The organism is Streptomyces sp. NPDC060002, from assembly GCF_042737245.1.
Taxonomy (GTDB): Bacteria; Actinomycetota; Actinomycetes; order Streptomycetales; family Streptomycetaceae; genus Streptomyces.
In genome coordinates this window covers 21,157-40,978 of record NZ_JBHWUW010000052.1, presented here as the reverse complement: position 1 = coordinate 40,978, position 19,822 = coordinate 21,157, and the positions used below count along the sequence as shown (strand labels likewise).

Here is a 19,822-nt window from a genome sequence, read left to right as displayed (position 1 = left end):
GCAGCAGGTAGCGGGCAGCGGCAGTCGGCGGCGGCGGGCGGCGGCGGGACCTCGGACTCTCAGGGCACCCGCGGCCTCGGGCTCATCCGGCGAGGCTGCCCCCGGACGGGCTGAGCCGGTCCGACCCGTGTCTGCGGGGTCGGCCCCGCAGCGGCTCCGGTGTCCACAGCACGCTCAACGCGACCGTCGCCCCCAGCACCAGCGCCCATCTGATCTGCGTCGCCGCCCAGTAGGGATCCTGCGACGTGCCCAGCAGCCCCCACCGGTTCGGGACCAGCACCGCCACCGCGGCCGCTGTCCCCAGCCAGATAGCCGCGCCCCTGCCCACCTCCGCCGTCTGTGTGCAGCGGACGGCGATCGTCGCGAGGGCGAGGGCGGCGCCGGCCATCCCCGCGGCCTCGAGCGTGGCCGGGCCGAGTGCGGGGCGGGTCGGGGCAGGGGTCAGGAGCAGGACCGCCGCCCACCACAGGGCCGACAGGGGAGCGACGACGGCCAGCCGCAGCACGGTGCGCCGCGGGCGGCCCACCGGTGTCGTCGCCGTGGTGTTGCGGGCCGGGTCGTCCAGCAGGAAGGCCAGACCCAGCGCCCCGGTGAGAGCGGTGAGGCGCAGGACCAGCCGCCCCAGTTCGGCGTCCGGAGCATGGTCCGGCAGCCGGGTGGCACCGGCGAGCAACAGGCCCAGCCCGCCGGCCATGGTCAGCGCCCGCCAGGGAAGACCGCGCCACACCGGCGGCACCAGGGACCGCAACAGGTCCGGCGGAACCCCTGTCGATTCCGCTCGCGCTACTCCCCGCACGGATCCGCCTCCTTCGGCACCTCGACGCCCAGCAGCTTCGCGGCTTGAGCGGTCGTCGTCTTCGCGGACGTCAGTTCCGTCCAGTGGGCCTTGACCCGGGCCGTCATCTCGGCACGCGGCTGGTCCAGCAGTTCCGTGATGACCGTCGTCTGCGCGCCCGACAGGCTCAGTCCGTTCGTCGGGGACAGGACCACGCCCGAGCCGGTGGTGCTGTCGTCCAGCCGTACGTTCTGGAAGGTGGCCGTCGGGGTGGGGTCGTTGCCCAGGACCAGCCACATGATGGTCACCGCGCGGGCATCGCACATCGGCTCGGTCGTCACGTCCTCCGAGCCCCCCACCAGGACCGAGGCGACACCGACCGCGAACTCGGGGACGCGGTTGCCGCCCCAGCGCGTACCGACCGTCACCTCGCCGGGAGTGGTGGAGGGGTCCAGGGCGCCGTCCGTCTCCACTCCGCCGTCCGTGTAGATGCGCTGGCGGATCGTCAGCGGGGCCTCCGCCGCCGTGCCACCGGCCCCGGACCTGACGCGGTCGACGACCTCGGCCCAGTCCTCCCGCACACCGCTCCACTCGGGGAACGAGCAGTACGACGAGCCGTCGTGCGTCGTGCACGACTGGACCTTCTCCGGGGAGTCGGACGCCGTCCTGCGCGCCGCGTCCAGGGACGCCGTGTCACCCGGGATCTGGCCGATCACACCGGCCGCGGTGGCCGCGAGGGCGAGCGCGGTCGCCGCCTTGACGGCCCGGGTACGGCCGCCGGCGACCAGCAGGGCCACACAGGTCAGCACGGCGCACAGGCCCGTCACGTACAGGGCGTGCCAGCCGGCCGGGCGGCCCAGCAGGTCGCTGGGGACCGGGTCGCCGCCGCTGGACGAGAAGAACTGGATCGGGTCGAGCCAGTCCACCCACTCCTGGTCGACGTCGATGAGCCCGGAGACCAGGATGCCGAGCACGTACACGGCGATGACGAACAGTATGGGCACGAAGGAGGAGGGCAGCAGACGGGCCAGCAGCACGCCCGTGATGCCTGCCAGCAGGACGCTCAGGGGTCCGACCGCCAGCTCCCCGAAGGAGCCGTGGCCGATCGCGCCGGGCTTCAGCGCCTCCCGGGTGTACTCGGCCGCGACGGCGAGCGCGGTGAGCCCCGCGTAGGGGATCACGGACAGCACATGGGCGAGGGTGCGCCGCCAGGGTTCCATGGCCAGAACCCCGAACTGCTGCACCGTGCCGTGCTTGCGCGAACGCAGCGCGGCCGCGTTGGCGCAGATGAACAGGGCGAGGGCGAACAGCAGAGGCGCCGCCTGGGTGCGGCGGTCGATCGTGTTGAGGACGGGGAAGGCGTCCATGCCGTCCTTGCTCATCAGCCGCAGGGCGATGAGGACGACGTACAGGGCGAAGAAGAACAGCATCGGGATCTGCAGGAGCAGTTCGCGGGTCTCGAAGCGGGCGAGGGCGAGGACGGCTCCGGTGCGGCGGCCCTCGCGCGGCGGCTCGGTGAGCGTGGGGGCGGGTTCCGTGCTCGTCGGGGTCGTGGTGCTCACGCCGTCACCTCCGCGCTCTCGCCGTCGAGGGCGAGCAGGTAGCCGTCCTCGAGGGTGGGCTCGAGGAGTTCGGCGCCGGTCGGCGGATCGCCGATGTTGCGGAAGCTGCCGGTGCCGGTGCGCCAGCCCGCCAGGGCGTTCGGGTCGCGTTCCGTGCTGCTCCAGACCCGGCCGGCCGCGCGGGCGGTCAGGTCGGCCGGGGTGCCCTCGAAGCGGACGCGGCCCTGGGCCAGCACCACGACGCGGTGGCAGAGCATCGCCACGTCCTCCGTCTGGTGGGTGGACAGCAGTACCGTGCGGCCCTCGCCGGCCTGGGCGATCAACTCACGGAAACGCATGCGCTGTTCGGGGTCGAGGCCGACGGTCGGCTCGTCCAGCACCAGGAAGCCGGGGTCGCCGACGAGCGCGGCGGCCAGGGCGACACGCTGCCGCATGCCACCGGACAGCCGCTTGATGCGCGTACCGCGCACCTCCGAGAGGTCGACGGCCTCGAGCACGCGCCGCACCTCGCGCAGCCGGGCGCCGCGGTCGGTCAGCTCCTTCAGGATGGCCACGTAGTCGACGAACTCGAAGGCCGTGAACTCCGGGTGGAAGCCGGGGGTCTGGGGCAGATAGCCGAGCGTGCGGCGCAGGGCGAGGCGGCCGGCCGCGGTGCCGGGGTCGTGCCCGAGAGCCGTGAACGCCCCCCCGTCGGGCGGCACGGCCGTGGCCAGCACCCGCAACAGGGTCGTCTTGCCGGCGCCGTTGGGGCCGAGCAGGCCGGTGACGCCATGGGTCAGCCGCAGCGAGACGCCGTCGAGGGCACGGGTCCCGCCGAACCGCAGGGAGAGGTCGGTGGCCGTCAGACCGGCGGGGCCGGTGGAAGCGGTGGTCATGTGGAGCTCCTGGAAGTTCGATGGGCGGGCGGGGCCGGGGCGAGGGCCGCATGGGCGGGAGGCCGCCTCACCCGGGACCGCCGCCCGGGAAGCCGCCCAGCGGGCGCGCGGGGCACGCCGGTTGGCGGACGAGGCTGGAGACCGGGCCGGGGCGAGGGCCGCATGGGCGGGAGGCCGCCTCACCCGGGACCGCCGCCCGGGAAGCCGCCCAGCGGGCGCGCGTCGAAGCGGTCACGGGCCTGGTAGAGCAGGAGGGCGGCGAGGGCCGCCACCGCCGCCGCGGCCGACTGACCGACCACCGTGAACGGGGCGAGCGTGTCGTGCGCGTGCTCCTGGCTCTTCGCCACCACCAGCAGCGTCACCCACGCGCCGCCGACCAGCGCGGGCGCGACGACCGGACCCAGCCGGGCGGTCAGCGCGAGTCCCGTCGCGATGAGGGCGAGGGCGGGCAGCAGCCAGGCCAGGGCCAGCAGTCCGTACCCCGGCAGCGCCAGCGTCGCCAGGCCGTTGAACACCAGGCCCGCGGTGAGCACCGCGACCGTGCGGATCATCAGCAGCCGGAAGCCGTGCAGCGGGGCGACGACGGCCATCTCGTACGTCGGGTCCAGGGACGGGCCGTACGACAGGGCGACCCCGGCGAGCGGGAGCAGCGGGGCGAGCGCGAGGAACAGTGCGGGCTGGTCCGCCACCCGCACCGCCAGCACCGTCATGACCAGCAGGAACAGCACCGACAGGAGCCAGGAGCGGCGCAGTACCGGGGTCGCCGTCAGCAGCCGCGCGGTGTGGTCGGCCACACCGAGCCGCACCAGCAGCCGCTCGAGCAGGCCCTGTCGCGGCGCGTCCAGCTCGGCGTCCAGCCGCTCCCAGCCGGCGTCGAGCGCGACGGGGTCGGTGGTTGCCGCGAGCCGGGCCCTGCACGGTGCGCACCCGGTGAGGTGGGTGTCGGCGGACCAGAGCAGCGGCGGCGCCAACTCGCCCTGCGCGTAGGCCCGCAGGTCCTCTTCAGCAATGTGCCACGTCATGCCACGACCTCCCTCGACTGTCCGTCGCCCGCGCGCCCGCGCGAGTCCACTCCGCACACGTACCGCCTCATGCCAGCGCCTCCCGCAGTTGCTTGCGGGCACGCTGGGCCCGCGTCTTGACGGTGCCGGGCGGAATGCCGAGCAGAACGGCCGCCTCCCGGGTGGTGAGCCCGTCGATGACGGTCGCCTGGAGGACCGCCCGCAGCTCCGGCGAGAGGCGGGTGAGGGCCCCGGCGAGGTCCCCGTGCTCCACCCCCGCGAGCACGCGTTCCTCCGCCGAGGCCTCGTCGCGGTGGCGCAGCCGGTACAGCGCCTGGCGCAGCCGGCCGCGCGCCCCGTCCCCGCGCACGGCGTCGATCAGACGCCGCGAGCCGATGCGCCACAGCCAGCCGGCGGCGTCGTCGGAGAAGCCCTCCTGGCGGTGGCGGGCGGTTCCGCGCCACACCGCGAGGAACGTCTCCTGCACGACGTCGTCGACTGTCCCGGCGTCCGCGCAGCGGCCGCGCAGGCGGGCGGTCAGCCAGGGTGCGTACCGCCGGTACAGCTCCTCGAAGGCGTGACGGTCCCGGTCCGCCGCGATGGCCCGCAGCAGCTCCCCGTCGCTTCTCGTTTCGCTCACATCCCCTCATCGGACGTGCCCCGCCGATCGGTTCACGGTTCGCCGCACGATTTTTCTTGACTTCACGCACCACCTTCCACCACCCTTTCACTACTCAATTAGTGAAAGGGTGGTTGTCCAGTGGTCGAATACCGCATCGACCGGCACAGCGGCGTGGCCACCTACGTCCAGATCGTCCAGCAGACGAAGCAGGCCCTGCGCCTGGGCGTGCTTCAGGCCGGCGACAAGCTGCCCACCGCCCGCGAGGTCGTCGAGGCGACCGCCATCAACCCGAACACCGTGCTGAAGGCGTACCGCGAACTGGAGCGCGACGGGCTGGTGGAGGCCCGGCGCGGCCTCGGCACCTTCGTGCGGCGCGGGCTGAACACCACCCCCGCCGACTCACCCCTGCGCGCGGAACTGGGCGCCTGGGCCGTCCGGGCCCGGGAGGCCGCACTGGACCGCGACGACGTGGCCGCACTCTTCACCGCCGTACTCGACGAGCACTTCGCCGCACCGGACCCGAACGGCCGAACCGGCCCAACCGGCCCAACCGGCCCAACCGGCCCAACCAGCCCAACCAGCCCAACCGGCCCAACCGGCCCAACCGGCCCAACCGACCGGAACGACCCGCACTACCCGCACGACCGGCACGACCTGAACCCTGGAGACCCCTCATGACCGACACCGCCATGGCGGCAACCGCGCTCGGCAAGCGCTTCGGCCGACGCGGGGGCTGGGCGCTGCGCGACTGCACGTTCCGCCTCCCCGCCGGGCGCGTCTGTGCCGTGGTAGGCCCCAACGGCGCGGGCAAGTCCACGCTCCTCGCCCTCGCCGCGGGCCTGCTGGCCCCCACCGAGGGCAGGGTCACCGTCCTCGGCACGGACCCCGCGTCCGCACGCGCGCGTGTCGCTTACGTCGCCCAGGACAAGCCTCTCTACCCGCAGCTCTCCGTCGCCGAGACGCTGCTCGTCGGCGCCGACCTCAACCCGGGGCGCTGGGACGCCGAGACCGCCGGGCTGATCGTTTCCGCAGGCGACCTCGACCCCGGGAAGAAGATCCGCTCCCTCTCCGGCGGCCAGCGCACCCGGGTCGCGCTCGCCCTGGCCCTCGGCAAGCGGCCCGAGCTGCTCCTCCTCGACGAACCGATGGCCGACCTCGACCCGCTGGCCCGGCACGAGCTGATGGGCACCCTGATGGCACGGGCGGCGCAGTACGGCACGACGATCGTGATGTCCTCGCACGTGGTCGCCGAGCTGGAGGACTCCTGCGACCACCTGCTGCTGGTCGGCGGCGGCCGGGTGCGTCTCGCCGGTGAGATCGACGACCTGCTCGCCGCCCACGCGCGCGTGAGCACCACCGCGGACTCCGCCCGGCCCATCCCGGCGAACGGCTCCCCGAACGGCTCTTCGGGCAGCACTTCGGGCGGCACTTCGGACGTCTCCCCGGACCTGGCACCCCACACGGTCGTCGAGTCCCGGGTCACCGGCCGCCAGCTCACCGCCCTGGTGCGCCCCGCGGGCCCGCTCGCCGACGGCTGGCGCACCTCGACGCCCTCCCTGGAGGAACTCGTCCTCGCCTACCTGCGCAACCCGCAGGCCGCCCCGCTCACCCCCGCCGAGCCCGAGGAGGCCGCCGTATGACCGACCTCGCCCCGTCGCCCACCCGCTCGGTGACCACCACGACCGCCCCCGGTCCGGGCTGGCTGCTCCGTCTGCACCGGCCCGCCCTGTACATCTGGATCGGTGCCGTCGCCGTCCTCGCCGTCGGCCTTCTGTGGCTGGGGGGTCCGCTGACCGACACGTCGGCCGCGGCCTGGCGGGAGTACAACAAGGCCTGCAACGACGGCGGTTCCTGCCGCTACGACCAGGATTCGATCGTCCGCTACAAAGACGTGTACGCGTACACGACCGGCGCGCTGACCGCTCTCCCCTTCGTCGTCGCCGCCTGGGCGGGCGCCGCGCTGTTCGGCCGCGAGCTGGAACACGGCACCGCGCAGCTCGCCTGGACGCAGAGCCTGTCCCCGACCCGCTGGCTGGCCACCAAGCTGATCGTGCCCGCGGTCCTGGTCACCGCGGGCACCGGCCTGCTGGTCGCGCTGCACCGCGTGATGTGGACGGCGGGCGACGGCCGTATCGACACCGCCGACTCCTGGTACGCCAACCTCACCCTGCACACCAACGGCCCCACCACCGTCGCCTTCGCCCTCACCGGCCTGGCCGGCGGCGCCCTCGCGGGCCTGCTGCTGCGCCGTACGCTGCCCGCACTGGCGCTCGCTCTCGGCGTCGTCGGCGCCGTGCGGATCCTGGCCGACCTGGCCATGCCGCACCTGTGGCCGGCCGTCACCCAGGTCAGCAGCCTGGCCGACGGCTACCGGAGCTCGGGCCTCGGAGTCGACTCGGGCCTGGTCACCTCCACCGGCGCGCACATCGCCGACCCCGGCTGCGGGCCGACCTCCGTCCTCCGCGGCTGCGCGAAGGTCTACTCCGACCTCGACGCCACCGGCTTCTACACGACCTACCACCCGAAGTCCCACTTCTGGCCGCTCCAGCTGACCACGACCGCCCTCGTGGCGGCCGTGGCCGCCGCCCTCGCCGTGGCCGCGTTCGTCCTGCTCAGGCGTTCGACCGCGACCTCCACGCGCGTCGGATCGGAGGCCGCCGTATGACCGCCGTCGCCATCGGGGAGGCGCCCGCCGGACCGGCCCGCCGCAGCGGCGGGGACGGCCGTACCGCCTGGGGCACCGTCCGCACCGTGCTGCGCCTGCACCGCACCGCCCTCCTCGTCTGGGCGAGCGCCATACTGGCCCTGAGCGGCTGGCTGGTGTGGCTCACCGAGTTCGCCGCCAAGGAGCAGCTCGCGGCCTGGAAAGCCTGTGAGCGCGCGGGTCAGGACCTGTGCGACACGACGATCGGCGGGGCCGGTTACAGCGAGTCGCTCGGCTGGGTCGGCCTGCTGATCTCCTACTGCTTCCTCGGCGTCGCCGCCTTCGCGGGCGGCCCGCTGATCGGCCGCGAGCTGGAGAACGGCACCGCGCGCCTCGCCTGGGCCCAGGGCATCACCCCCGCCCGCTGGCTCACCGCCAAGCTCGCCGTCCCCGCGCTCGCCCTGACCGCCGGCGTCACCGTGCTGGTCCTGGTGTATCGCTGGGCCTGGGGCGCCAACCAGGTCCTGACGTACGGCGGGTGGATGGGCGACGACGCCTACCTCTCACGAGGACCGGCCGGCCTCGCGTACGTCCTCTGCGCGCTCGCCTTCGGCGTGCTCACCGCGCTCCTGCTGCGCCGCGCACTGCCCGCACTGGCCGTCTCCGTCACCACGACCGGGCTGCTCGCCTTCGTCGTGGCGCAGTACCGCGACTCCTTCTGGCCCGCCGTCACCCGCACCTCCACGACGGACGAGGTCGACCTTCCGGAGAACACCTGGGACCTGGAGAACGGTGTGCTGATCCACGGACGGCGCACCCCGGACATCAGCTACTGGACCTGCGACGGCACAGCCGCAGAAGCGCGGCGCTGCCTCGACGACCTGGGCATCACCGGCTCCTACACGACCTACCACCCCGAGTCTCACTACTGGCCGCTCCAGCTCGTGGAGACCGGCGTCGTCCTGGCCGTCGCCGCCCTCGCCACCGCCGCCGCGTTCTTGCTCCTGCGCCGCCGCACGGCCCACGCCCGCACGGCCTGATCCCGCCACCGGTCCCGGGGTGTGCGGGTGCCTCCACGGGGGGAGGGACCCGCACACCCCGGGATCACTCCCGGGATCACCCCCGGACCGTCCCCGGCCCGGCCCGCCGCACCCCGCGCGGCCCGGCCCGTGCACCGTCGCTCCACGACATCGACCCCCGCGAGCCGCTCCCCGATATCCCGCACGCCATGTCGCCGTAACCATCGGTTCAGACGACCTTGCGACGCTCGGCGAATGAAGCCCGCCGTGCCCGAGCCTTCGCCGCCTCCCGGGGGAAATCAGCCCCCCGGAGGCCCCCACGCGATCCCGCCCGCACGTTCCGACGCGCCTGTCACGCTCCTGGCGCGGAAGAATGGGTCCATGAGCCAGTCAGACGCCCATGCCGAGATCCAGCACGCGCAGCCCTCCGTGGGCTCCATAGCCGCGCACCGCCCGCACACGGTCTCCGCCGTGGTCTCCGATCTCGAGCCCGACATCGACGCCGACCTCGACACGTACGAGGAAGCGCCGTACGACGGCCCACAGCTGCCGCAGGGCCGCTTCCTCGACCGGGAACGCAGCTGGCTCGCGTTCAACGAGCGCGTCCTGGAACTCGCCGAGGACCCGAACACACCCCTCCTCGAGCGGGCCAACTTCCTCGCCATCTTCGCCAGCAACCTGGACGAGTTCTTCATGGTCCGGGTGGCCGGTCTGAAGCGCCGCATCGCCACCGGGGTCGCCACCCGTTCGGCCTCCGGCCTCCAGCCGCGCGAGGTGCTGGAGATGATCTGGGCCCGCTCGCGCGAGCTCATGGCCCGGCACGCCGCGACCTACCACGAGGACATCGCCCCCGCCCTCGCGGAGGAGGGCATCCACCTGGTCCGCTGGGGCGAGCTGACGGAGAAGGAGCAGGCACGCCTGTTCACGCTCTTCCGGCACCAGATCTTCCCGGTGCTGACCCCGCTCGCCGTCGACCCCGCGCACCCCTTCCCGTACATCTCGGGCCTGTCGCTCAACCTCGCGGTCGTCGTGCGCAACCCGGTCAGCGGCCACAAGCACTTCGCGCGCGTCAAGGTGCCGCCGCTGCTGTCCCGCTTCCTGGAGAGCTCCCCCGGCCGGTACGTCCCCATCGAGGACGTCATCGGCGCCCACCTGGAGGAGCTCTTCCCGGGCATGGAGGTCCTGGAGCACCACGCCTTCCGGCTCACCCGCAACGAGGACCTGGAGGTCGAGGAGGACGACGCCGAGAACCTCCTCCAGGCCCTGGAGAAGGAGCTCATGCGGCGCCGCTTCGGGCCGCCGGTGCGCCTGGAGGTCGAGGAGTCCATCGACCGCGAGGTGCTCGACCTGCTGGTGCGCGAGCTGAAGATCAGCGAGGCCGAGGTCTACCCGCTGCCGGGCCCGCTCGACCTCACCGGTCTCTTCCGCATCTCCGGCCTCGACCGGCCCGAGCTGAAGTACAAGAAGTTCATCGCCGGCACCCACCGCGACCTCGCCGAGGTCGAGTCGGCGTCCCCGCCGGACATCTTCGCGGCCCTGCGCAGCCGGGACGTCCTGCTGCACCACCCGTACGACTCCTTCTCGACGTCCGTGCAGGCGTTCCTGGAGCAGGCGGCGCTGGACCCGGACGTCCTCGCCATCAAGCAGACCCTGTACCGGACCTCGGGCGACTCCCCGATAGTCGACGCGCTCATCGAGGCCGCCGAGTCCGGCAAGCAGGTCCTCGTCCTGGTCGAGATCAAGGCCCGCTTCGACGAGCACGCCAACATCAAGTGGGCGCGCAAGCTGGAGGAAGCCGGCTGCCACGTCGTCTACGGCCTCGTCGGCCTGAAGACGCACTGCAAGCTGTCGCTGGTGGTCCGTCAGGAAGGCGACACGCTGAGGCGCTACTGCCACGTCGGCACCGGCAACTACCACCCGAAGACGGCCCGGCTCTACGAGGACCTCGGCCTGCTCACCGCCGACCCGCAGGTCGGCGCGGACCTCTCCGACCTCTTCAACCGGCTCTCCGGCTACTCCCGCCGCGAGACCTACCGCCGTCTCCTCGTCGCCCCCAAGTCGCTGCGTGACGGTCTGATCGCCCGCATCGACAAGGAGATCCAGCACCACCGCGCCGGACGGCCCGCGCACGTCCGCATCAAGGTCAACTCGATCGTCGACGAGGCCCTCATCGACTCCCTCTACCGCGCGTCCCAGGCGGGCGTACGGGTCGATGTGTGGGTGCGCGGCATCTGCGCGGTGCGCCCGGGCGTGCCGGGCCTGTCGGACAACATCCGGGTCCGCTCCATCCTCGGCCGTTTCCTGGAGCACTCCCGGGTCTTCGGGTTCGGCAACGGCGGAGAGCCCGAGGTGTGGATCGGCAGCGCCGACATGATGCACCGCAACCTCGACCGCCGTATCGAGGCCCTGGTCAGGGTCACCGACCCGGCCCACCGGGCGACCCTGAACCGCTTCCTGGAAACAGGTATGTCCGACTCCACCGCCTCCTGGCACCTCGGCCCGGACGGCGAGTGGATCCGGCACTCGCACGACGCGGACGGCGCGCCCCTGCGCAATGTCCAGGAGATGCTCATAGACGCCCGGAGGCGCCGGCGTGGCACAGCGACACCATGACCTGACGGACCCCGTGGCCGGGCCCGCGACCACCGGGGACGCCCTCGCGGGCTATCTCCGGGGCCAGGCCACGGAGTTCCTCCGCGCGCTGCGCCTGCACCGGGAGACGGGCGGCGCCGGGTCGAACGGCTCGTCGAGCGCCTCGGCGGGCGGTGCGGCGAGCGCGGAGGTACGTGTCGACGCGGTGCGCGCCCTGCGCCGCTCGGCCCGTCGGATCAGCGGCAGCCTGCACACCTTCCGCCCGCTCCTCGAGTCCGAGTGGTCGGAGGGGATCCGCCCCGAACTGGCGTGGCTGTCCGGCACGCTGGCCCTGGAGCAGGCGTACGGGGCCCGTCTGGAGCGGCTGCTGCTGGCGCTGAACCGGCTGTCGGGCTCGGCGCCGGTGCCCAGCCAGCCGGCCGGCCCGGCGGGCCCGCACGCGGACGACCGGGCCGGCGCCCACCCGGCGGCCCCGGACCGCGGCAGCCTCACCGTGGGCGCGGCGAAGGCGGGCGCCCTGCTGGACCGCCAGCTCACCCTCGCCCGCACCCGGGCCCATTCCACCGCCCTCCAGGCCCTCGGCTCCTCCCGTTTCCACGCCGTCGCCGACAAGGTCGCCGTCCTCGCCAGCGAGGTCCTCCTCACCCCCGCCGCCCCCGCCACCGACCTGCGCCCGATGGCCAGGGCGGCCGAGGAACGCCTCGCCGCCGCGGTCACCGCGCTGCCGCTCGTCACCGCGGGCAGCCCGTACAACGCGGAGGCCCTGATCCACGGCCTCTCCCCGGACCCGGCCCCGCACCCGCAGGACGCGCCCTGGCACCAGGTCCGCCTGCTGCTGCGGCTGCACCGCTACGCCTGCGAGGTCGTACACGGCCGGAGCACCCCGCTGGACGTCCGCCTGCTCGCGGCGGGCGAAGCCCTGGACCGCCACCGGGACGCCTCCGAGGCCTCCTCCGCCGCGGCCCAGGCGGCCCGCACCCCCCGTATCGCGCCCGCGACGGCGTACGCGCTCGGCGTGCTGCACGCCGACCAGCGGCATGAGGTGGAGGCCGCGCGGTACGCGTTCCAGCGGTCGTGGCAGAAGCAGACCATCGGCGCACCCTGACCGGACAGGTGGTGAGGACCAGGTGAGCACTGCGGACAACCCCGACGACAGCCCCGTCCAGGCGGCGGGCTGTGTGCTGTGGCGCCGCTCCCCGGCGGACGGCGGGCTGGAGCTCTGTCTCGTCCACCGCCCCAAGTACGACGACTGGTCGCACCCCAAGGGCAAGCTGAAACGTGACGAGGACCCGCTCGCGGCGGCCCTGCGGGAGGTCCAGGAGGAGACGGGCTACCGGGCCGCGCCCGGTACCCGGCTGCCGACCATGGACTACGAGGCGAACGGCCGCCCCAAGCAGGTCCGCTACTGGGCGGCCGAGGCCGTGTCCGGCGCGTTCGCCCCGAACGACGAGGTGGACCGGCTCCTCTGGCTCCCTCCGCCGGCCGCCCGCGACCGGCTCACCCAGCCGAGGGACCGCACGCTCGTGGACGCCCTGCTGCACGTCCTGCACCTGGCATAACGGGTGGCACAGCGGGCCGGTCGCCGGAATCGCCTCGTGTCCTCGACGTAAGCGTTCCGTGACCTAACCGCACCGCCTCCAGGGGTTCACCCCCCGTTCACTCGCGCCCGTAGGCGCCTTCACCTGATCTGCCTAATTTCGGCCTTACGCGGTGCGGTGCGCGACCCGGGTGGTCGTGTCCGTGCCGAGCAGACTTCTGCATACTCCGCACGCCGCCGGATTCAGGACGGCGGCTCCTGGAAGGATCTTCCCCAAGTGAAGCTTCAGCGCATGAACCGGCGGGCTCTCTCCCTCGGTGCTCTCGCCGTCTCCGGCGCCCTGGCCCTCACGGCGTGCGGCTCCGACGACACCGGCTCCAGCACCGGCAGCAGCTCCTCCGCCACCGCGGCCGCCGGATCCATCAAGTGTGACGACGCCAAGGGCCAGCTCCTCGCCGACGGCTCCTCCGCGCAGAAGAACGCGATCGACGCGTGGGTCAAGAACTTCACGCAGGCCTGCTCGGGCGTCCAGGTGAACTACAAGGGCTCCGGCTCCGGCGCCGGTGTCACCGCGTTCACGCAGGGGCAGGTCGCCTTCGCCGGCTCTGACTCCGCGCTCAAGCCCGAGGACGTCACCGCCTCCAAGGCGGTCTGCTCCGGTGGCCAGGGCATCGACCTGCCGATGGTGGCCGGGCCGATCGCCGTCGCCTTCAACGTCTCGGGCGTGGACAACCTCACGCTGGACGCCGCGACGATCGCCAAGATCTTCGACGGCAAGATCACCAACTGGAACGACGCCGCGATCGCCAAGCTCAACCCCGACGCGACGCTGCCCGACCTGAAGATCCAGCCGTACCACCGCTCGGACGAGTCCGGCACCACGGACAACTTCACCAAGTACCTGATCGCCGCCACCCCGGACAACTGGAAGTACGAGGGCGGCAAGGCCTGGCAGGCCAAGGGCGGCCAGGCCGCGGCCGGCTCCTCCGGTGTCGCCCAGGGCGTCAAGCAGACCAACGGCGCCATCGGCTACATGGAGCTGTCGTACGCCAAGGACGGTCTGGGCACCGTCGCCGTCGACACGGGCGCCTCGGCCCCGGTCAAGGCCTCCTCCGACGGCGCCACCAAGGCCGTCGCCGCCGCGCAGGTCGTCGGCACCGGCAGCGACCTGTCGCTGAAGCTGGACTACAACACCAAGGCCGAGGGCGCCTACCCGCTCACCCTGGTCACGTACGAGATCGCCTGTGACAAGGGCAACAAGGCCGCCACCCTGCCGGCCACCAAGGCGTTCCTGCGCTACATCGCCAGCGAGGACGGCCAGGGCATCCTCTCGGGCATCGACTACGCGCCGATCCCCGACGCCATCATCGCCAAGGTCCGCACCACCATCGAGGGCCTGAGCTGATCCCAGTGGTGCGGTCCGGCGCCGGGGGAAACCCGGTCCGGACCGCACCCGTCCGGTGCACCGCCGCCAGGGGCCGCCCGCAACCCGGCCCCACCCGAGCCGCCCCCACACCCGCAGGCGGCTCCGCAGACCGGAGACCTCCATGGACATATCGACACAGAACACAGACACGGACGACGCCCCTCCGCCCACCGCCCCGCCGGCCGTGAACGCCGAGCAGAAGCGCGCGGCGCGCGGTGCCACCCGGCCCGGTGACCGGATCTTCCTCGCTCTCTCCCGCGGCTCGGGCATCTTCCTGTTGGTGATCATGGCCGCGATCGCGGTCTTCCTCACCTACCGGGCCTACCTCGCCATCAGCAAGGACGACGCCAACTTCCTGACCACCTTCGAGTGGAACACCGGCCTCGTCCCGCCGAAGTTCGGCATCGCGGTCCTGGCCTTCGGCACGGTGGTCTCGTCGATCATCGCGATGGTCATCGCGGTCCCGATCGCCGTCTCGATCGCCCTCTTCATCACGCACTACGCCCCGCGCCGCATGAGCAGCCCCGTCTCGTACGTGATCGACCTGCTCGCCGCCGTGCCGTCCATCGTGTACGGCCTCTGGGGCGCCCTGGTCCTCGTACCGCACATGGACGGCCTGTTCGGCTGGCTGAACCACTACCTGGGCTGGACCGGCGTCTTCTCCTGGGACGACGGCGCCCCGCGCTCGATGCTCACGGTGGGCATCCTGCTGGCCGTGATGATCCTCCCGGTCATCACCAACGTCAGCCGCGAGGTCTTCCGCCAGGTCCCGCAGATGCACGAGGAGGCGGCCCTGGCGCTGGGCGCCACCCGCTGGGAGGTCATCCGCATCTCGGTGATCCCCTTCGGCCGCTCCGGAGTCATCTCGGCCTCGATGCTCGGCCTCGGCCGCGCGCTGGGCGAGACGATGGCGGTGGCCACCGTCCTCTCCCCCGACTTCGACATCCACGCCAGCCTCCTCAACCCCGGTGGCGGCACCTTCGCCCAGAACATCGCCAGCAAGTTCAACGAGGCGACGGAGTTCGGCCGTGACGCGCTCATCGCCTCCGGTCTGGTCCTGTTCGTCATCACCCTGCTGGTCAACGGCGCGGCACGCATGATCATCGCCCGCCGCAGTGAGTACTCGGGGGCCAACGCATGAGCCACGCAGCAGCAGTAGCCGACAAGTCCCCGAGCACGCTCCAAGGCGCCAGCCTCCCGCGGTGGTCCCCCTGGGCCATCGCAGCCGGTTCGCTCGCCCTCGCGATCGTCATCGGCCTCGCCGGCGGCCTGGACAGCAAGGTCCAGTGGGGCCTGATCGCCGGACTCCTCTTCATCTTCGGCACCTTCGGCATCGCCGCGAAGGTGGAAGGCCGCCGCCAGGCGAAGGACCGGATCGCGACCAGCCTGGTCTGGGTGGCGTTCATCCTGGCCGTGGTCCCGCTGGTCTCCCTCCTCTGGACGACGATCCAGCGCGGCGTGAAGGTCCTTGACGTCTTCTTCCTCACCCACTCCATGGGCGTGGTGGCGGACAGCGAGCCGGGCGGCGGCATCTACCACGCCATCCTCGGCAGCCTGGAGCAGGTGGGCCTGGCGACCGCGATCGGCGCCCCGATCGGCATCCTGACGGCGATCTACCTGGTCGAGTACGGCCGGGGCGCCCTGGCGAAGTCGGTCACGTTCTTCGTGGACGTCATGACCGGCATCCCGTCGATCGTCGCGGGCCTGTTCATCCTCAGCCTGATGCTGATGCTCGACATGCAGCCCTTCGGCTTCGCGGGCTCCCTCGCCCTGGCGATCCTGATGATGCCGGTCGTCGTACGCTCTACAGAGGAAATGCTGAAGCTGGTCCCGAACGAGCTGCGCGAGGCGTCCCTCGCCCTGGGCGTCCCGAAGTGGCGCACGATCCTGAAGGTGGTAGTCCCGACCTCGATCGGCGGCATCATCACGGGCGTGATGCTGGCGATCGCCCGTATCGCGGGCGAAACGGCGCCGGTGCTCCTCCTCGTCTTCGGAAACCCGTTCATCAACGCGAACCCCTTCGAGGGTGCGCAGGCCTCGCTGCCGCTGTACATCTACCAGCAGTACTCGCAGAGCGCGGGTTCGACGGCGGCCTACGACCGCGCCTGGGCGGCGTCGCTCACACTGATCGCCTTCGTGATGATCCTCAACCTGGTGGCCCGCGGCATCGCCCGCTGGAAGGCCCCGAAGACCGGTCGCTGAACCAGCGATCCGCGGCTGAAGCCGCACGGGACCCCCTCAGCGACCGACTGGAAGTGAAGTAGAGAAGATGGCGAAGCGAATCGACGTAAGCGGACTGACCGCCTACTACGGATCCCACAAGGCGATCGAGGACATCTCGATGACGGTCGAACCGCGCTCGGTGACGGCCTTCATCGGCCCCTCCGGCTGCGGCAAGTCGACGTTCCTGCGCACGCTGAACCGTATGCACGAGGTGACGTCGGGCGGCCGGGTCGAGGGCAAGGTGCTCCTGGACGACGAGGACCTGTACGCCGCGGGCGTGGACCCCGTCTCGGTCCGCCGCGAGGTCGGCATGGTCTTCCAGCGCCCGAACCCGTTCCCCACCATGTCGATCTTCGACAACGTGGCGGCGGGCCTGCGGCTGAACGGCTCGTACAAGAAGAGCGAACTGGCGGACGTCGTCGAGAAGTCCCTCAAGGGCGCCAACCTCTGGAACGAGGTCAAGGACCGTCTGAACAAGCCCGGCTCGGGCCTGTCCGGCGGCCAGCAGCAGCGGCTGTGCATCGCGCGCGCCATCGCCGTGGAGCCGAAGGTCCTGCTCATGGACGAGCCGTGCTCGGCCCTGGACCCGATCTCCACCCTGGCGATCGAAGACCTGATCGGCGAACTCAAGGAACGCTTCACGATCGTCATCGTGACGCACAACATGCAGCAGGCGGCGCGCGTCTCGGACCGCACGGCCTTCTTCAACCTGTCCGCCGTCGGCCAGCCCGGCAAGCTGATCGAGATCGACGACACGGAGCGCATCTTCTCCAACCCGTCGGTCCAGGCGACGGAGGACTACATCTCGGGCCGCTTCGGCTGACCGAGCCCCCCGACCCCTCGCGGTGCTGCATGGCGGTGCCACCGCGAGGACGCAAAAGGGCCCGCCCTCCGAACAGGAGGGCGGGCCCACATTCACGTCCGGCACCGGACCGGCTCTGGGGCGAACCCCACAAAGCATCAACAGACCGAAGCCCCTCCCCGGCAGGGGCGCAGGGGACGAAGTCCCCGCAGGGGTCCGGGGCGGAGCCCCGTGGCGGGGACCCTCCGCCCACCGAGTCGGGCGGGCTGGTGGGCAAGACCCCTCAGAGGAACGCCACGTTCACGACCCAGAACGCGCACGCGGCGACAAACCCCGCCGCGGGCATCGTGATGAACCACCCCAGGACGATGTTCTTGGCGACACCCCACCGCACGGCGTTGATCCGCTTGGTCGCCCCGACACCCATGATCGCCGAAGTGATCACATGCGTCGTCGAGATAGGCGCCTTGAACAGGAACGCCGTAGTGAACATGATCGACGCCCCGGTCGTCTCCGCGGCGAACCCCTGCGGCGGATCGAGCTCGATGATCTTCCGTCCGAGCGTCCGCATGATGCGCCACCCACCGGCGTACGTCCCCAGCGAGAGCATCACCGCACAAGCGATCTTCACCCACACCGGAATCGGATCGTCGGCCCCCTGCACATCGCCGATGACGAGCGCCATCACCACGATGCCCATCGTCTTCTGCGCGTCCTGGAGACCATGCCCCAGCGCCATGCCCGCGGCCGAGACCGTCTGAGCGATCCGGAAGCCCCGCTTGGCCTTGTGCGGGTTGGACCGGCGGAACATCCACAGAATGGCCGTCATCACCAGATAGCCGACGATGAGCCCCACGACCGGCGAGACGAACATCGGGATGACGACCTTGTCGAGGACGCCGGACCAGATGACCTCCGTGCCGCCGGCGAGCGCCGCGCCCACCATGCCGCCGAACAACGCGTGCGAGGAGGACGAAGGCAGCCCGAAGTACCAGGTGACAAGGTTCCAGACGATCGCCCCGATCAGCGCGGCGAAGAGGATCCCCATCCCCTTCGACCCCTCGGGCGTCTCGATGAGCCCCTTGCTGACGGTGTGCGCGACCCCGCTCCCGAGGAACGCGCCGGCGAGGTTCATCACCGCGGCCATGGCCAGCGCCGCCCGAGGCGTCAGCGCCCGAGTCGAAACGGACGTGGCAATAGCGTTCGCGGAGTCGTGAAAGCCGTTCGTGTAAGTGAATCCGAGCGCGACGCCAATGGTCACAATCAGAGCAAAGGTGTCCATTAAGTGCTCAGGACTCCTTGACCGCGATGGTCTCCACCGTGTTGGCCACGTGCTCGAAGGCGTCGGCGGCCTCCTCCAGCACATCCACGATCTGCTTCAGCTTGAGCACCTCGATGGCCTCGTACTTGCCGTTGAAGAGATGCGCGAGCAGCTTGCGGTGGATCTGGTCGGCCTGGTTCTCGAGCCGGTTGACCTCGATCCAGTACTCGGTGAGGTTCTGCATGGTCCGCAGGTTCGGCATGGCCTCGGCCGTCAGCTCGGCCGCCCGCGCCAGCACCTCGATCTGCTGCTCGACGCCCTTGGGCAGTTCCTCGACGTTGTAGAGGACGACCAGGTCGACGGCCTCCTCCATGAAGTCCATGATGTCGTCGAGGCAGGACGCCAGGTTGTAGATGTCCTCACGGTCGAACGGCGTGATGAACGAGGAGTTCAGCTGGTGGAAGATCGCATGCGTGGCGTCGTCACCTGCGTGTTCAGCGGCCCGCATACGCTCTGCGATCTCGGCCCGGCCGGCGGGGTCCGCCCCGAGCAGTTCCATCAGGAGTTTCGAGCCCGTGACGATGTTGTCCGCGGATGCGGCGAACATGTCGTAGAAGCTCGTCTCCCTGGGGGTCAGACGAAAGCGCACGTGGGGTCCTCAGGATGCATCGGTTTCGGTCAGGCTGATGCTAGGCGCATCATCCGGCCACGGCTAATGGGCCGTACACCAGTGTCGCCCATCGGTCAGAGCCACCGGCAGGGGGGCGACCGACAGGTGGGCGACCGGCGAAAGACCCTGCTCGGGGCGTATACCCACCGAAGTTCGGTACGATATACCCGGTAGGGGTATATGTGTGCGGAGCCGGAACGCTGGAGGACACGATGACGACCACGGAGGCCGGCGGCCCCACCGCACCCGGCGTCGGACCGGACCACGCGCCCGGGACGGTCCACGGCTACCACAAGCAGAAGGACGAACACCTCAAACGCCTGCGCCGCATCGAGGGCCAGATCCGCGGCCTCCAGCGCATGGTCGACGAGGACACCTACTGCATCGACATACTCACCCAGGTGTCCGCCTCCACCAAGGCCCTGCAGTCGTTCGCGCTCCAGCTCCTGGAGGAACACCTGCGCCACTGCGTCGCCGACGCGGCCCTCAGGGGCGGCGACGAGATCGACGCGAAGGTGGAAGAGGCGACCAAGGCCATCGGCCGCCTGCTGCGCACCTGATCAGCGCCCCGCACCGGCCCCCGCCCCGCAGTCACCGGCCGCCCGTTCCTCCCCCACCCGCAGCACCCGGTCGATGCTCTCGAGGCTGAGCCGTTCCTCCCCGGCCGCCGAGGCGGCGATGATCAGCTCCCCGCACAGCTCGATCTCGGCGAGGGCCTCGTGGTCCTGAACTGCCGTACCGCCGCCCGGAGCCACGCGCATCACCTCGTCCCTGCCGTCACCGACTTCCTAGAGTAGGGAGCGCTGTACACCG

At 71.5% G+C, this 19,822-nt stretch carries 20 protein-coding genes; 12 read left to right on the top strand and 8 right to left on the bottom strand.

Going from position 1 to position 19,822, the window contains the following annotated elements:
* Nucleotides 1-82 precede the first annotated feature (82 nt).
* The 5 genes from ACFWBD_RS33095 to ACFWBD_RS33075 form a co-directional block, all read right to left on the bottom strand.
* A complete protein-coding gene (locus ACFWBD_RS33095) occupies nt 83-796 on the bottom strand; it encodes an ABC transporter (protein ID WP_385675050.1) in 714 nt (237 codons plus the stop codon).
* Complete coding sequence (locus ACFWBD_RS33090) at nt 784-2,337, bottom strand: ABC transporter permease (RefSeq protein WP_385675047.1); 1,554 nt, start codon at nt 2,335-2,337, stop codon at nt 784-786. Before ACFWBD_RS33090 ends, ACFWBD_RS33095 begins: the two co-directional genes overlap by 13 nt.
* Nucleotides 2,334-3,212: an ABC transporter ATP-binding protein gene (locus ACFWBD_RS33085; protein WP_385675044.1), complete on the bottom strand. Its 879-nt coding sequence runs from the start codon at nt 3,210-3,212 to the stop codon at nt 2,334-2,336. Before ACFWBD_RS33085 ends, ACFWBD_RS33090 begins: the two co-directional genes overlap by 4 nt.
* Nucleotides 3,213-3,391: 179 nt before the next feature.
* Nucleotides 3,392-4,234 carry a zf-HC2 domain-containing protein gene (locus ACFWBD_RS33080; protein ID WP_385675041.1) on the bottom strand — a complete coding sequence of 281 codons (843 nt, stop codon included), beginning with the start codon at nt 4,232-4,234 and terminating at the stop codon, nt 3,392-3,394.
* A 67-nt stretch (nt 4,235-4,301) separates the two neighbouring features.
* Nucleotides 4,302-4,853 (bottom strand): RNA polymerase sigma factor, encoded by a 552-nt coding sequence (locus ACFWBD_RS33075; protein WP_385675038.1) that lies wholly within the window; start codon nt 4,851-4,853, stop codon nt 4,302-4,304.
* Between the two features lie 120 nt (nt 4,854-4,973).
* Here ACFWBD_RS33075 and ACFWBD_RS33070 point away from each other — a divergent pair, with 120 nt between their 5' ends.
* The 11 genes from ACFWBD_RS33070 to pstB all read left to right on the top strand — a co-directional run bounded on the left by ACFWBD_RS33070 (nt 4,974) and on the right by pstB (nt 17,099).
* A complete protein-coding gene (locus ACFWBD_RS33070; protein ID WP_385675035.1) occupies nt 4,974-5,513 on the top strand; it encodes a GntR family transcriptional regulator in 540 nt (179 codons plus the stop codon).
* The gene (locus tag ACFWBD_RS33065; protein WP_385675032.1) at nt 5,510-6,475 is read left to right on the top strand and encodes an ABC transporter ATP-binding protein; all 966 of its coding nucleotides are present in this window, start codon (nt 5,510-5,512) and stop codon (nt 6,473-6,475) included. The genes ACFWBD_RS33070 and ACFWBD_RS33065 overlap by 4 nt, the downstream gene beginning before the upstream one ends.
* Nucleotides 6,472-7,500 (top strand): ABC transporter permease, encoded by a 1,029-nt coding sequence (locus ACFWBD_RS33060; RefSeq protein WP_385675029.1) that lies wholly within the window; start codon nt 6,472-6,474, stop codon nt 7,498-7,500. Before ACFWBD_RS33065 ends, ACFWBD_RS33060 begins: the two co-directional genes overlap by 4 nt.
* Nucleotides 7,497-8,519, top strand: a complete 1,023-nt coding sequence (locus tag ACFWBD_RS33055; RefSeq protein ID WP_385675026.1) for a hypothetical protein — start codon at nt 7,497-7,499, stop codon at nt 8,517-8,519. Before ACFWBD_RS33060 ends, ACFWBD_RS33055 begins: the two co-directional genes overlap by 4 nt.
* 234 nt (nt 8,520-8,753) lie before the next feature.
* Nucleotides 8,754-11,111 (top strand): RNA degradosome polyphosphate kinase, encoded by a 2,358-nt coding sequence (locus tag ACFWBD_RS33050; protein ID WP_385675023.1) that lies wholly within the window; start codon nt 8,754-8,756, stop codon nt 11,109-11,111.
* Nucleotides 11,092-12,195, top strand: a complete 1,104-nt coding sequence (locus ACFWBD_RS33045) for a CHAD domain-containing protein (protein ID WP_385675020.1) — start codon at nt 11,092-11,094, stop codon at nt 12,193-12,195. Before ACFWBD_RS33050 ends, ACFWBD_RS33045 begins: the two co-directional genes overlap by 20 nt.
* 22 nt (nt 12,196-12,217) lie before the next feature.
* Nucleotides 12,218-12,649: an NUDIX hydrolase gene (locus ACFWBD_RS33040; protein ID WP_385675017.1), complete on the top strand. Its 432-nt coding sequence runs from the start codon at nt 12,218-12,220 to the stop codon at nt 12,647-12,649.
* A 255-nt stretch (nt 12,650-12,904) separates the two neighbouring features.
* Nucleotides 12,905-14,032 (top strand): phosphate ABC transporter substrate-binding protein PstS, encoded by a 1,128-nt coding sequence (gene pstS, locus ACFWBD_RS33035; RefSeq protein WP_385675014.1) that lies wholly within the window; start codon nt 12,905-12,907, stop codon nt 14,030-14,032.
* A gap of 142 nt (nt 14,033-14,174) precedes the next feature.
* Nucleotides 14,175-15,194 (top strand): phosphate ABC transporter permease subunit PstC, encoded by a 1,020-nt coding sequence (gene pstC / locus ACFWBD_RS33030; RefSeq protein WP_385675011.1) that lies wholly within the window; start codon nt 14,175-14,177, stop codon nt 15,192-15,194.
* Complete coding sequence (pstA, locus tag ACFWBD_RS33025) at nt 15,191-16,255, top strand: phosphate ABC transporter permease PstA (protein ID WP_385675008.1); 1,065 nt, start codon at nt 15,191-15,193, stop codon at nt 16,253-16,255. The genes pstC and pstA overlap by 4 nt, the downstream gene beginning before the upstream one ends.
* 67 nt (nt 16,256-16,322) lie before the next feature.
* Nucleotides 16,323-17,099, top strand: a complete 777-nt coding sequence (gene pstB / locus ACFWBD_RS33020; protein WP_351766803.1) for a phosphate ABC transporter ATP-binding protein PstB — start codon at nt 16,323-16,325, stop codon at nt 17,097-17,099.
* Between the two features lie 262 nt (nt 17,100-17,361).
* Here pstB and ACFWBD_RS33015 read toward each other — a convergent pair whose 3' ends face one another.
* A complete protein-coding gene (locus ACFWBD_RS33015) occupies nt 17,362-18,360 on the bottom strand; it encodes an inorganic phosphate transporter (protein WP_351766805.1) in 999 nt (332 codons plus the stop codon).
* Between the two features lie 7 nt (nt 18,361-18,367).
* Nucleotides 18,368-18,988, bottom strand: coding sequence for a DUF47 domain-containing protein (locus ACFWBD_RS33010; protein ID WP_385675004.1), 621 nt, complete (start codon nt 18,986-18,988; stop codon nt 18,368-18,370).
* A gap of 233 nt (nt 18,989-19,221) precedes the next feature.
* On the opposite strand from ACFWBD_RS33010, the gene ACFWBD_RS33005 reads away from it, so the two are divergent.
* On the top strand, nt 19,222-19,569 hold the full coding sequence (locus ACFWBD_RS33005; RefSeq protein WP_385675001.1) for a metal-sensitive transcriptional regulator: 348 nt from the start codon (nt 19,222-19,224) through the stop codon (nt 19,567-19,569).
* Here ACFWBD_RS33005 and ACFWBD_RS33000 read toward each other — a convergent pair whose 3' ends face one another.
* A complete protein-coding gene (locus ACFWBD_RS33000; RefSeq protein WP_385674998.1) occupies nt 19,570-19,770 on the bottom strand; it encodes a hypothetical protein in 201 nt (66 codons plus the stop codon).
* Nucleotides 19,771-19,822: the final 52 nt, after the last annotated feature.